Annotated in this window: 10 protein-coding genes; 9 read left to right on the top strand and 1 reads right to left on the bottom strand. The window is 58.1% G+C overall.

The window, feature by feature from the left end; all coding sequences use genetic code 11:
- The first annotated feature begins 21 nt into the window (after positions 1-21).
- Positions 22-1,191 carry a N(2)-acetyl-L-2,4-diaminobutanoate deacetylase DoeB2 gene (gene doeB2 / locus CFI10_RS06165; RefSeq protein WP_206840583.1) on the top strand — a complete coding sequence of 390 codons (1,170 nt, stop codon included), beginning with the start codon at positions 22-24 and terminating at the stop codon, positions 1,189-1,191.
- Between the two features lie 332 nt (positions 1,192-1,523).
- On the opposite strand, the gene CFI10_RS06160 is transcribed toward doeB2, so the two are convergent.
- Entirely contained in the window at positions 1,524-2,447 is a 924-nt protein-coding gene (locus CFI10_RS06160) for an AraC family transcriptional regulator (RefSeq protein ID WP_242530136.1), read from the bottom strand.
- Positions 2,448-2,699: 252 nt separating this feature from the next.
- Between CFI10_RS06160 and CFI10_RS06155 the strand changes: the two genes are divergently transcribed.
- The 8 genes from CFI10_RS06155 to CFI10_RS06120 all read left to right on the top strand — a co-directional run bounded on the left by CFI10_RS06155 (position 2,700) and on the right by CFI10_RS06120 (position 13,597).
- Positions 2,700-3,749, top strand: coding sequence for an NAD(P)-dependent alcohol dehydrogenase (locus CFI10_RS06155; protein ID WP_206840581.1), 1,050 nt, complete (start codon positions 2,700-2,702; stop codon positions 3,747-3,749).
- A 40-nt stretch (positions 3,750-3,789) separates the two neighbouring features.
- Complete coding sequence (locus CFI10_RS06150; protein ID WP_206840579.1) at positions 3,790-4,908, top strand: alpha/beta hydrolase; 1,119 nt, start codon at positions 3,790-3,792, stop codon at positions 4,906-4,908.
- Between the two features lie 139 nt (positions 4,909-5,047).
- Positions 5,048-6,265 (top strand): MFS transporter, encoded by a 1,218-nt coding sequence (locus CFI10_RS06145; protein WP_206840577.1) that lies wholly within the window; start codon positions 5,048-5,050, stop codon positions 6,263-6,265.
- Positions 6,266-6,805: 540 nt separating this feature from the next.
- On the top strand, positions 6,806-8,062 hold the full coding sequence (locus tag CFI10_RS06140) for an aspartate aminotransferase family protein (protein WP_206840575.1): 1,257 nt from the start codon (positions 6,806-6,808) through the stop codon (positions 8,060-8,062).
- On the top strand, positions 8,062-9,363 hold the full coding sequence (doeA, locus tag CFI10_RS06135) for an ectoine hydrolase (RefSeq protein WP_206840572.1): 1,302 nt from the start codon (positions 8,062-8,064) through the stop codon (positions 9,361-9,363). The genes CFI10_RS06140 and doeA overlap by 1 nt, the downstream gene beginning before the upstream one ends.
- A 10-nt stretch (positions 9,364-9,373) precedes the next feature.
- Positions 9,374-10,744: an NAD-dependent succinate-semialdehyde dehydrogenase gene (locus tag CFI10_RS06130; protein WP_206840570.1), complete on the top strand. Its 1,371-nt coding sequence runs from the start codon at positions 9,374-9,376 to the stop codon at positions 10,742-10,744.
- 193 nt (positions 10,745-10,937) lie between these two features.
- On the top strand, positions 10,938-11,804 hold the full coding sequence (locus tag CFI10_RS06125) for an MBL fold metallo-hydrolase (RefSeq protein ID WP_091828207.1): 867 nt from the start codon (positions 10,938-10,940) through the stop codon (positions 11,802-11,804).
- 53 nt (positions 11,805-11,857) lie between these two features.
- On the top strand, positions 11,858-13,597 hold the full coding sequence (locus tag CFI10_RS06120) for a bifunctional protein tyrosine phosphatase family protein/NAD(P)/FAD-dependent oxidoreductase (RefSeq protein ID WP_206840568.1): 1,740 nt from the start codon (positions 11,858-11,860) through the stop codon (positions 13,595-13,597).
- The last annotated feature ends 33 nt before the right edge of the window (positions 13,598-13,630 follow it).

Raw genomic sequence — 13,630 nt, 5'->3', positions numbered from 1 at the left:
ACCCACTGACAAGGAGGGGGCATGTCTCATTCATGGCAGGCCATCATGCAAGAGGCTGTTCAATTCAGACACCAGCTGCATCGCCAGCCGGAGCTGACCTGGCAGGAGCAAAACACCAGCCGAATGATCCGAGAACAGTTGGACAAACTGGGGATTGCCTGGCGCAGCTGTGCAGAATACGGCACGCTTGCCACTCTGGCTGCTGATGCAAGCGGACCTCATATCGCCCTGCGCGGCGACATAGACGCCCTGCCTATCGAAGAGCTTACCGACCTGCCCTACCGATCTGAATCGCCCGGCTGTATGCATGCCTGCGGCCACGACGGCCATACCGCAGCTCTTTGGGCAACAGCAGCCTGGCTGAAGACTCACGAAACAGACCTTCCGGGCCCCGTTACACTGCTGTTTCAGCCGGCTGAAGAAGGCGGTCATGGCGCCCGCAAAATGATTGAAGAGGGGGCGCTGAACGGCATTGACCGTATTTACGGCTGGCATAACTGGCCCGCCATACCCTGGGGACAGGCGGCCTGTCCCGATGGACCGGTCATGTCCGGCAACGGCACCTTTCATATCACCCTCACCGGCAAAGGGGGCCACGCCAGTCAGCCCGAAATCTGTCGCGACCCGGTGCTGGCCGCCGCAGCCGTGACCCTTAACCTGCAGCAGATCGTCAGCAGACGCCTGCCGCCACAGTCCGCGACCGTGATAAGCGTTGCCTCCATTGAAGCGCCCAGTGCACCGACCGTGACACCCGAGACCGCTCGCATTGAGGGCAGCATCCGTCTAGCACAGCCCGAGCTGCGTCCACTGGTGAACGAACTCATCGAGCAGATCACCCAAGACACCGCGCGCACCTACGGTGTCACGGCGCAGGTTGAAACCGTGAAGCGCTATGAAGCCACCATCAATCATCCTGAAGCGGCCACAGAATACCGCCGCGCACTTGAGTCCTCCCTTGGGGAAGAATGGCAGATGCAGAACCTGCCGCTGCCGATCATGGCATCGGAAGACTTCAGCTATTACCTGAACGAAGTGCCGGGGGCGTTCGCGCTGATTGGCATGGCACGGGAGGACAACTTCCAGGCACCCTGCCACAGCCCACACTACCAGTTCAATGACGACCTGCTGCCCAGAGTGGTAGAGGTTTTTGCTCGACTGACAGGAGCGCCTTTGCCGGAAAAGGCCGATTGACTACCTATCGAATACCTGGAGCACAACCGGGATGGTTAACCGTTTGTGGACGTCGCAATGGCAACAAAAGACCTTGTGGAGCGCAAAGTCAGATACATACTCCTCAAGTTCAGTAGTAAAGTCTGCAGACTCTACAAACTGTTGTAGGCAATAGCCCAATGAAGCTCAAATTTAAAACCCTGGCCTATGAGACCAATGCTATTGAGTTCGTGGTGGGCTGCTTTGACGGACAACCAATCAGCAGTATTTGGCCCTTTGCATACGTCAGAGTTTGTTGATGGCTCCCAGTGTCAGGGACGTTAACGGAAAAGCGGCCATTACCAATCAATCTATCAGTTGGCCGCCTGGGCACGCAACGCCTCTATATCACGCTTGGGCGAAGTCCCGAACATACGGCTATACTCGCGGCTGAACTGGGATGGGCTCTCATAACCCACGGTGTAAGCAGCACTGGCGGCATCCAAATATTCGCTCAACATCAGCCGTTTAGCTTCGCTAAGACGCAGCCACTTCTGATATTGCAGCGGACTCATGCCTGTCAGTCGGCGAAAATGGCTGTGAAAGCTGGGCGAGCTCATTTGCACGGAGGCCGCCAAGGCATCAATACGCAGTGGCTCGGCATAATGCAGACAAAGCCAGTCGATTGCTTTTGCGATCTTGTACCCTTGCCCCCCCACCGAGGCGATCTGGCGCAGCCGACTGCCTTGGTCACTGGTGAGTAGACGGTAATGGATTTCACGTATGATCCCGGGGGCCAGTGCCGTGATGGCCGCAGGCTCGTCCAGAAGTTCCAGCAGTCGCTTGAATGGATCCAGTATCAGCGGCGTTACAACGCCAGTGCCGAAACAACCGTCGCCGGCACTGCTCTCGGCAGCCGGTACCTCTCCGTGCGCGAGCATCTCGGTTATCAGTCGAGAATCCAGCTCCAGATTCAGCCCCAGGCAGGGAGCCTCGGTGCTCGCCGTCAATGTTTCCGACTTGGCGGGCAGCTCCAGTGAAGTGATCAGGAAACGGGAGATATCGTAGGGATAGGCCTCATCGCCGGCGAACACCTGTTTGTTGCCCTGCACCACCAGCACGATGCTCGGTTTGATCAGGCAAAACGCTGGCGGTGTGGGCGCTTCGCGGCGGAACAGGTTGAACCCCGGGATCGCGGTCGCGACATCCGTCTGCTCCAGAGTCCAACGATCGATGAGAGGCACCAGTGCCTGTTGCAGGGGGCTGCAAGACGCATGCAGCCTGGTTGACGTGTTCATGCCTGATTCCTGTTCCCCCGGTTTGACGATTTCCAAGCGGCTCATGGCAAGGCAAAACAGCGCCTGCCGTACTTTTCAAGCCTACCCCAAACTGAAACCAAAATATCCTGAACGGATGCAAACTCATCGGATCAGGCAATAGAACCAATGGATCGTTATATCGGTGCATGACAAAAGGCAGCAATAATTTATGCCACATCATCAGTGACTCGTGCCAGCGGTCACCCGAATAATTCATGTCGAGGAGTTCCCATGTCCATTCACGCATACGGTGCCCACGCCGGCGACCAACCGCTTGAACCGATGAATATCACTCGCCGCACTCCGGGTGCGCACGATGTGCAGATCGACATCGCCTACTGCGGCGTCTGTCATTCCGATATTCACCAGGTACGCGCCGAATGGGCCGGCACGTTGTTCCCCTGCGTGCCCGGCCACGAGATCGTTGGTCGCGTCGCGGCGGTGGGTGCACATGTATCCGACTATCAGGTTGGTGATCTGGTCGGCATCGGCTGCATCGTCGATAGCTGCAAACACTGCGCGGATTGTGCCGAGGGGCTGGAGAACTACTGCGATGAGATGATCGGCACCTACAACTTCCCCACGCCGGACGCACCGGGGCATACCCTGGGTGGTTATTCCGAGCAGATCGTGGTGCATGAACGGTACGTGCTGCGTATCCGTCATCCTGAAGCCCAGCTGGCCGCCGTGGCGCCGCTGCTCTGTGCCGGTATCACCACCTACTCACCGCTGCGCCACTGGCAGGTCGGCCCGGGACACAAGGTCGGTGTCGTCGGCATCGGTGGTCTGGGTCATATGGGCATCAAGCTGGCCCATGCCATGGGCGCTCATGTGGTCGCGTTTACCACCTCGGAATCCAAGCGCGAAGCCGCCAAGGCACTGGGTGCGGACGAGGTTGTGGTCTCACGCAATGCCGAAGAGATGGCAGCCCATGCCAACAGCTTCGAATTCATCCTCAACACCGTGGCCGCGCCGCACGATCTGGATGCGTTTCTGACCCTGCTCAAGCGTGACGGCAACCTGACACTGGTAGGCGCCCCGTCCTCGCCACATCCGTCGCCGGAGGTGTTCAACCTGATCATGAAACGTCGCAGTTTGTCCGGCTCTATGATCGGCGGTATCCCGGAGACCCAGGAGATGCTGGATTTCTGTGCCGAGCACGGCATCGTCGCGGACATCGAGATGATCCGTGCCGATCAGGTCAATGATGCCTACGAGCGCATGCTCAAGGGCGATGTGAAGTACCGCTTTGTCATGGATATCGCCACGCTTGCCGACTGAGTCGCTGGCGCAGAATGGCTCACTTAACGGAGGCTCCATCATGAACAATGAAACCCACAACACCCCCATTCACCAGGAGGAACCGAACATGGCACGCCGCAACCTGATCAAGCTGGCCGGCATCGGTGCCGCGACTGCGGGCGTGGCCGCGATGACCACCGGTCAGGCCTTCGCTCAGTCAGAACAACAGCCGTCTGCACTGACACTCAGCGATGAATGGGACAAGACCTTTGCCAAGAGCGACAGGGTTGACCACCGCAAGGTCAGCTTCAAGACCCGCTATGGCTTCACCCTGGCGGCGGATATCTACCAGCCGAAAAACAGCAGCGGCAAGCTGGCAGCGATCATCGTGAGTGGCCCCTTTGGCGCGGTGAAAGAGCAATCATCCGGCCTCTATGCGCAGACCCTGGCCGAGCGTGGTTTCGTTACCCTGGCGTTCGACCCCTCCTACACCGGCGAAAGCAGCGGTGAACCGCGTAACGTTGCTTCACCGGATATCAGTACCGAAGACTTCAGTGCCGCGGTCGATTTCATCGGCCTGCTGCCGGATGTCGATCGCGAGCGTATCGGTATTATCGGTATCTGCGGCTGGGGTGGCATGGCGCTGAACGCCGCGGCAGTGGACAAGCGCGTCAAGGCTGTTGTAGCCAGCACCATGTACGACATGACCCGCGTCATGTCCAAGGGGTATAACGACAGCCTGACCCAGGAACAACGCACCCAGACCCTGGAGCAACTGGGTCGGCAGCGCTGGCAAGATGCCGAAAATGGTGCCCCGGCCTATGGCCCGGTTTCGCTTGAGCTGAGCGGCGGTGAACCGCAATTTGTGGTGGAATATGCGGCCTACTACAAATCACCAGAGCGTGGCTTCCATCCGCGCGCAATCAACTCGAACGCGGCCTGGACGCTGACCACTCCGCTGTCGTTCATGAACATGCCGATCCTGAGCTACATCACGGAGATCTCGCCGCGCCCGGTGCTGTTCGTCCATGGTGAACAGGCTCACTCGCGCTACTTCAGCGAAACCGCCTACGCTGCGGCAGCAGAACCAAAGGAACTGATGATCATACCGGGCGCCAATCACACCGACCTGTACGACCAGATGGATGTGATCCCGTTTGACAAGCTGGCAGCCTTCTTCCAGCAGCACTTGGGCTGAGCCACCCAAGGCCAGCCCACTCGTACCGGCACTGCGCTCCCTTTTTTTTGGGGGGGCGCGGTGCCGCCCTCATTCTCACTCCTGATCATCGCCTGTGCGAGTGGTCGGGCTCGCCGTGTTCAGCAACAGGTATCGCTGCATGACTCAATCCTGTGAAGCGTCTTTCGACACCATTTTACCTGCCCAGGAGCCGGCTAAGCCGGTAGCGCGCTGGGGCGCCGTATTCGCCATGTCTCTGTGCGCCTTTATCATGGTCGCCGCCGAGTTTCTCCCGGTCAGTCTGCTCACGTTGATGGCCAACGACCTGGGCGTCAGTGAAGGAGCGGTGGGTCAGGGGATCTCGATTTCAGGCCTGTTTGCGCTGCTGACCGCGTTATCCATCTCTCCACTTGCCGGCAGCTTGAACCGTCGTGCACTGCTGCTTGGGCTGACCGGGGTCATGGTGCTGTCGACCCTGATAGTCGGTTTCGCCTCCAGTTACACCCTTTATATGCTTGGACGTATCCTGGTGGGAGTTGCCCTGGGCGGCTTCTGGTCGCTGTCGGCCGCCGCAGCCGTGCGCCTGGTGCCTATCGACAAAGTCCCCAAGGCTCTTGCCATCTTCAATGCCGGCAATGCACTGGCGATGGTGATTGCGGCGCCGATGGGCAGCTATCTGGGCGCTATCGTCGGTTGGCGAGGAGCGTTTCTCTGTCTGGCGCCGCTCGCTGCGCTGGCCTTTGTCTGGCAGTGGCTGGCGCTGCCGTCCATGGCTGCCGAACAGCGGAGAAAGAAACTGGTCGACATTTTCAAGCACCTGAAACAGGTCCGGATTCTGCTCGGCTTTAGCGCCGTCTCGTTGCTTTTTGCCGGACAGTTTTCGCTGTTCACCTATATCCGGCCCTATCTTGAAACGGCCACCGGTGTGGATAGCGTGACGCTCTCTTCGATTCTGTTGTTGCTGGGGGTCGCAGGCTTTATCGGCACCACGATTATCAATCGCTTCCTGCAGGCGAGCCTGCATCTGACGCTCTGTATCATGCCCGCCATATTGGCGTTCATTGCGATCATGCTGATCGAGTTCGGAGGCAACCTGACAGCAGTGGTTGTTTTGCTCGGCTTCTGGGGGCTGATCGCGACTGCCGCACCCGTCGGCTGGTGGGCCTGGGTGACCCGATCAATGGCACAGGACTCGGAAGCCGGCGGCGGCTTGATGGTGGCATTTGTACAGCTCGCCATCGGCCTTGGCTCCACTGTCGGCGGTATTATGTTCGATCATTACGGCTATCAGGTTTCATTTAGCCTGAGCGCAGCATTGCTGCTGGCCGCGGCCCTGAGCGTGTTGGTGCTGCGTGCGCTGGAATCAGATAAAGACTGAAAGGAGGTTGGCTTTGAACTGGAAAAAACCTCGGCTGCAAGCGCCGTTGTCCTCGTTGCTTTGCTGGCCAGCGGCTATGCCTATGTGCAGCAGCCACAGTTTGGTGCGCTCGCCGAACCGGCCAGGTTGAGCGCAAGTGCCTCACTGTAGTTGCCCCCGCTAAAACGAACACCCCACCTGGGCTTTAATTGTGCCCACACACTACCGGCCCCAGTACGCTCACACCCCTCTGATTTCAAAGAATTTATGGTTCAATATCAGAACTCATAATCCATTGGTAGTACCCGTCCCTGCTCTTGCAGCATACCGTACGTCCCTGTACATAAAAAACGCCCCCTTTACTTGCTGCCCTGCACTTTCTCTTCTAGGGTGAAGTTGCAGGGCTGTGCAAGCCTGTACGTATTCCGCTAACACTCAATTGAACATCTCAGCTGTACATCCACCCGGTGACTCACCGGCAAACACATAACAGTCCGAATTCTGGCGAGGCCCCTGCCTTGCCTGGCTCCATTTCACAATTGGCTACACAAGGAGATCGACATGGATCTGTTTGAAAAATGGGAATCCGAAATCCGTGGCTACTGCCGTGCCTACCCAACCGTGTTTGCAAGCGCATCCAACGCCCGTCAGGTGGATGAACAGGGGCGAAGTTATATCGACTTTTTTGCTGGGGCCGGGGTGCTGAACTTTGGCCATAACAACCCGCACATGAAGGAAGCCCTGATCGACTTCATCCGCTCAGACGGTGTTGCCCACAGCTTGGACATGAGCACGACGGTCAAGCGCGAATTCATCGGCGCCTTTGTGGACACCATTCTTGAACCGCGTCAGATGAACTACAAGCTGCAGTTCATGGGCCCCACCGGCACCAACGCAGTGGAAGCCGCGCTAAAATTGGCCCGTCGTGTCACCGGCCGCACCGAAGTGATCGCCTTCACCCAGGGGTTTCATGGCATGACTCTGGGTTCACTGGCGTGCACCGCCAATCAGGTGTTCCGCAAGGCTGCAGGCGTACCCCTGAACCACGTCACTCATGCACCATTCGAGACCACTTCCGGTTGCGGCATGGGGTGTCTGAACACCCTGCGTGAAGCACTGGAGAACAGCTCCAGCGGTTTCGAGCAGCCCGCCGCGTTTATCATTGAAACCATTCAGGCAGAAGGCGGGGTCAACATTGCCAGCACCGAGTGGCTGCTGGAGCTGCAACAGCTGGCACGGGACACCGGTGCCCTGCTGATCGTAGACGACATTCAGGTGGGCTGTGGGCGCACTGGCAGCTACTTCAGCTTTGACAACACCGGGCTGGAGCCAGACATCATCTGTCTGGCCAAGGGGATCGGCGGTTTCGGCACACCACTGGCGATGAATCTGGTCAAGCCTGAGCACGATGCCCACTGGCAGCCTGGCGAGCATACCGGCACCTTCCGAGGACAGGGGTTCTCTTTTGTGGCCGGGCGCGAAGCTCTGCGCTACTTCGAAGATGACCGGCTGATGCAACTGACCCGCGAGCGCGGTGAGATGATTCACGAGCGCTTGCAGTCACTGGCATCACGCTTCCCCGACGCCGGCTTTGCCGTGCGCGGGCGCGGCATGATTCAGGCACTGGATGTGGTCGATGGCGCACTGGCCAAAACCATCGCCCGTGAGTGCTTTGACACAGGCCTATTGGTAGGGCCCTGTGGTATTGGTGGTCGGGTCATCAAGCTGATCCCTCCCCTGACCATCCCCGATGAGGATCTGGAAACCGGTCTCAACCGACTGGAAGCCGCCGTCATAAAAATCATGGAGGCTGCCTGATGCGCAAACGCGATGATATGACGTTCCCGTTCGAGGAGTATGAGCGCCGCATCGATGAGTTGCGCCAGCGCATGTCAAAACGCCTGCTGGATGCGGTCATCATCTCTGACCCCGAGAACCTGATGTATCTGACCGACTACCAGACCACCGGCTACTCCTATTTTCAGGCGCTGGTGGTACCACTGGAAGACGAGCCGTTCATGATCACCCGTATGATGGAGGAGTCCAACGTTCATGCCCGCACTTGGGTGGAAAAAACGCGGCCCTATTCCGATACCGGCGATGCAATCCAGATGCTGATCGAATCGCTGCGAGAGTTTGGCCTGTCAAAAAAGGTGCTGGGCTATGAGCGTAACAGCTATTTTTTCCCGGCCTACCATCAGGATTACTTTCGCACGGCATTCAAGGATGGGCGGCTGATGGACTGCTTTGGCATCGTGGAAGAGGGCCGCAAGTGCAAGTCCTCGCATGAACTGGATGTGATGCGAATCTCTGCCCGTGCCGCCCGAGCCGGGATGGAGGCCGGCATTGAGGCCTGTCAGGCGGGTGTGACCGAAAACGAGATCGGTGCCGCCATCAGTGACGGCATGTTTCGGGCCGGCGGCGATTTTCCCGCCGTGATGCCCTACGTCACCTCTGGCCCACGCACCATGATTGGCCATGCCACCTGGGAGGGACGTGAAGTTCAGCCCGGTGAGCATGTATTTCTGGAAGTGGGCGGTTGCTACCGTCGTTATCACACCGCCCTGATGCGCACGGTAATCTGCGGTGAACTGAGTGAATCGATGTACAAGGCTCAGGAAACCATGAAATGTGCTCTCAAGCACATCAGGGCTGAGCTGAGGCCTGGGCTTACCGTATCTGACGCCGACCACATTGTGCGCTCCATCATTACCGAAAACGATGTAGGTGCCCGCCTGATCACCCGATCTGGCTACTCCATCGGCATCGCCTTTCCGCCCAGCTGGGATGAAGGCTATATCATGAGCCTCAAGGGTGGTGACAGCTCGGTGCTGGAGCCAGGCATGACCTTCCACCTGATCCCCTGGATGTGGGGTGTAGATGGCGACAAGACCTGTGGCATATCGGATACCTTCTATATAACCGATGACGGCTGTGGCTCGTTTTTCGAGGACATGCCACAGGACTTTGTGGTCAAGCCCGGTGCAGCGGGTGCCAGCGCAGCGACCAAGACCGGGGAGCCCGTCATGACGGCTGCGAGCTCTGCCCCACCGGATACGCCTTGCCACACCAAAGGCAAAAAGCATCCATCAAAGCAAAAATCCGGCAAGAAACACTAAGGAGAGCCACATGCTCAGAGTGATCAATCCCACCAGCGGTCAGCTGCTGCATGAATATCCCGCACTGGATCGCGACAGCATGAACAGCCGCATCGACATGGCGAACAGGGCCTTTGCCGACTGGCGCACACGCAGCTTTGCAGAGCGAGCCGAGGTCTTGCATCAGGTCGCCGCTCTCATGCGGGCCGAAGAAGTTGAACTGGCCCGTCATATGACCGACGAGATGGGGAAACCAGTTAAGGAAGCGCGGGGTGAGGTTCTCAAGGCTGCCTGGTGTGCCGAACACTATGCCGGGCATGCCGAAAGCTACCTGCAGCCCGTGAGTCTGGCCTCGGACGCCAGTCACAGCTATGTCCAGCATCTGCCTCTTGGGCCGGTGTTGGGGATTCTGCCCTGGAACGCCCCCTTCTGGCTGGCGTTTCGCTTCTGCGCACCGGCACTGATGGCGGGCAATACATGCCTGCTCAAGCATGACCCCAATGTGCCGGCCTGTGCTGAAGCGATAGTGGATCTATTCGATCGTGCAGGAGCACCAGAAGGCATCATGCAGAATCTGCCCCTGCAGACACCGGATGTGGAAGCCGCTATCCGTCACCCCGGTATACGGGCTGTATCCTTTACCGGCTCAAGTGCCGGGGGCAGCAAGGTTGCGGCCATGGCCGCATCCGAAATCAAGCCTGCTGTAATGGAGTTGGGCGGCTCTGACCCGGCCATCGTCCTGGCCGATGCAGACTTGGAGCAGGCCGCGGACCTGATAGGCTTTTCCCGCATCATCAATGCGGGACAGTCGTGCATCGCGGCCAAGCGCATCATTGTCGAGGCTTCGGTTTATGACCGCTTTGTGGAACTGCTCAAGGCACGGCTCGAGAAGCTCAATCAGGGCGATCCGGCCGACCCCGAAACCGACATAGGCCCCATTGCACGAGAGGATCTGCGCAACGAACTGGCGCGTCAGGTGGATGAAACCATTGCCGCCGGGGCCCGTTGCCTGCTCGGTGGGAAGCTACCGGAGGGCCCGGGCTTTTTTTACCCCGTGACCCTGCTGGTGGATGTAACCAATGACATGACCGCCTGCCGGGAAGAAACCTTCGGCCCGGTCGCCGTGGTACTCAAGGCCGATAATGCAGAGCATGCTCTGGCACTGGCCAACGACACCGAATACGGTCTGGCCAGCTCAATCTGGACCGAACAGAGCCGTGGCGAGGCGATGGCCCGAGAAATTGAGGCCGGTCAGGTGGTCGTCAACGGACTGGTCAAAACCGATCCTCGGCTGCCCAGTGGCGGTATCAAACGGTCGGGACTCGGACGAGAGCTTGGCCCCCACGGCATCCTTGAATTCGTGAATATTCAACAGGTCTGGGTCGGCCCAAAACAGGAATAACCCCTCCCCTTCACCGGCCGGATCCACCCGGCCGGTATCATTTCACATCCAGCCACTTCCCAGCCTTGCATTGATCCGATTTAGCCACTCAATCATCTCCATAGTCCCAAGGGGGTTGGCAGAGTGTGCAATGAGGATTAGTATCTATTAATAGATTATAAGAATATAACTATTAAGAATATACGCGGGGTTTATTATGCAACCGATCGTTACAGCCTTTTTTGATGAACCGACCTTCACCTACAGCTATGTGATTCAGGACCCGGATTCTTCCAGCTGCGCCATCGTCGACTCCGTACTGGACTTCGACTATGCCGCCGGCAAAACCGATACCCGTTCAGCCGAAGCCATTCTGACCTTCATTGCCGAACAGGGCCTGACGGTGGAGTGGATTCTTGAAACTCATGTTCATGCCGACCACCTGTCAGCAGCACCGTTTCTGCAGGAAAAAACCGGTGCAAAACTGGGTATCGGTGCACACATCACCACCGTGCAGGACACCTTTGGCAAGGCGTTCAATGCCGGAACCGAGTTTGCCCGTGACGGCAGCCAGTTTGATGCGCTGTTCAACGATGGCGACAGCATTCGTATCGGCACACTGGAGGGCAAGGCGATGCATACCCCCGGCCACACGCCGGCCTGCATGACCTATGTCTTTGGTGATGCCGCCTTTGTTGGTGACACTCTGTTCATGCCGGACTACGGTACCGCCCGCTGTGACTTCCCCGGTGGCGATGCCCATATCCTGTTCCAGTCAATTCAGAAGGTATTTACCCTGCCGGACGCAACACGCCTGTTCATGTGTCACGATTACAAGGCACCGGGCCGTGATGAATACGCTTACGAAACCACCGTGGCTGAAGAGCGCGCACACAACGTCCACGTGCACGAAGGGATCAACGAGGCTGATTTTGTCCGCATGCGTACCGAACGCGATGCCTCTCTGGATATGCCGCGCCTGATTCTGCCCTCCGTGCAGGTGAACATGCGTGCCGGCAAGATGCCGCCGGCAGAAAGCAACGGTCAGGTTTACCTCAAGGTACCGATCGATCTGTTCTGAGTTTAACCGTCCCAACTAAACCGATAATAACAACAGTACCGCGGGAGAGTTTTATGGAAGTTCATCAGCTTACGCCTTTTCTCAGTGTCAGCCCCCAATTGACGGCCGCCGATGTGGGGCTCGCCGCCTCCATGGGGTTCAAGGCGATCATCTGTAACCGGCCTGATCAGGAAAGTCATGACCAGCCGGACACCGACGACATCCGCGCCGCTGCCGAACGGCATGGGCTGGAATGGCGCTATCAGCCTGTGGTTTCAGGCCAGATAGCCGATACGGATGTAGCTGCGTTTCATGAGCTGATGAACAGCCTGCATGGACCTGTACTGGCTTTCTGCCGTACCGGTACTCGCTGTACTACCCTGTGGGCGCTGGCAGAAGCCCCACGTCTGGATGTGGACGCCATTCTCAAAACCACGGCAGCAGCCGGATATGACCTGACTGCACAGCGTGATCGCATCAAGGCTCTGGCGGGTACTCACAGCCATGCTGAGGCCATGCATACAGCCAGCCGCAAGCGTCACGATGTACTTATTGTTGGCGGCGGTGCTGCCGGTCAGTCAGTCGCCGGCAGCCTGCTGCAGCGCCAGCCGGATCTGGATATTGCCATCATTGAGCCACGTTCCGAACACTACTATCAGCCGGGCTGGACGCTGGTCGGAGGTGGTGTATTTGAACGCCGTGAGACCGTACGTCAGATGGGCAAAGTCATGCCCGACAGCGTCAAGTGGTACCATGCGGCCGCGTCAGGATTCCGCCCCGAACAGCAGCAGGTTCTGCTGGAAGACGGCGAACAGATCGGCTATCGCATTTTGGTGGTCGCGCCCGGCCTGACGCTGGACTGGGACGCGATACCCGGTTTGCGTGAAAGTCTGGGTCGTAACGGTGTCACATCCAACTACCTGTTCGACCTCGCACCCTATACATGGGAGCTGGTACAAAGTACTCGAAAGGGGCGTGCCCTGTTCACTCAGCCACCGATGCCTATCAAGTGTGCAGGCGCACCGCAGAAGGCGATGTATCTGTCCTGTGACCATTGGATGCGTCAGGGCGTGCTGAAGGATATCGAAGTCGAGTTCTGTACGGCAGGTGCTGCCCTGTTCGGGGTAGCCGATTATGTGCCAGCTTTGATGAAATACGTGGAGAAGTACGGCATCAACCTGAACTATCAGAACAATCTGATTCAAGTGGACGGACAGGCCAAAACTGCCCTTTTCAAGGTTACGGATGCAGAAGGCAACAGCCAGGAAGTCGAAAAACCATTTGATATGTTGCATGTCTGCCCGCCTCAACGCTCACCGAAACTGATCAGCGAGAGCCCGCTGGCGGATGCTTCCGGCTGGATTGAACTGAATCCGGAAACACTTCAGCACAGCCGCTTCGGCGATATCTTTGGACTTGGCGACGCCGGAAACACCCCCAATGCCAAAACTGCCGCTGCCGTGCGCAAGCAGGCACCGGTCGTGGCCGAAAACATTCTGCTGGCGCTAAAGGGAGAAGCGCCACGAGCCATCTACGACGGTTACGGCTCCTGCCCACTGACAGTGGAGCGTGGCAAGATCGTGCTGGCGGAATTCGGCTATGGTGGCAAACTGCAGCCGAGCTTTCCGCTCTGGCTGGTCGACGGCAAGGAACCCAGCCGCTTTGCCTGGCTGCTGAAGGAAAAAATGCTGCCCTGGATCTATTGGAATGCCATGCTAAAAGGGCATGAGTGGATGGCAGGACCCGAGATTCTCAATCACCGACCCGCCGATCACGAGGCCACTCAGGCTTGTGACTTCGGTGATCGGAAATAACACCTATACAGCCCCCTGACTCAGGAAGCCTGA

This window comes from Marinobacterium iners (assembly GCF_017310015.1).
In the GTDB taxonomy this organism is placed as follows: Bacteria; Pseudomonadota; Gammaproteobacteria; order Pseudomonadales; family Balneatricaceae; genus Marinobacterium; species Marinobacterium iners.
The sequence above is the reverse complement of the archived record's forward strand: the minus strand, read 5'-3'. Positions and strand labels throughout refer to the sequence as shown.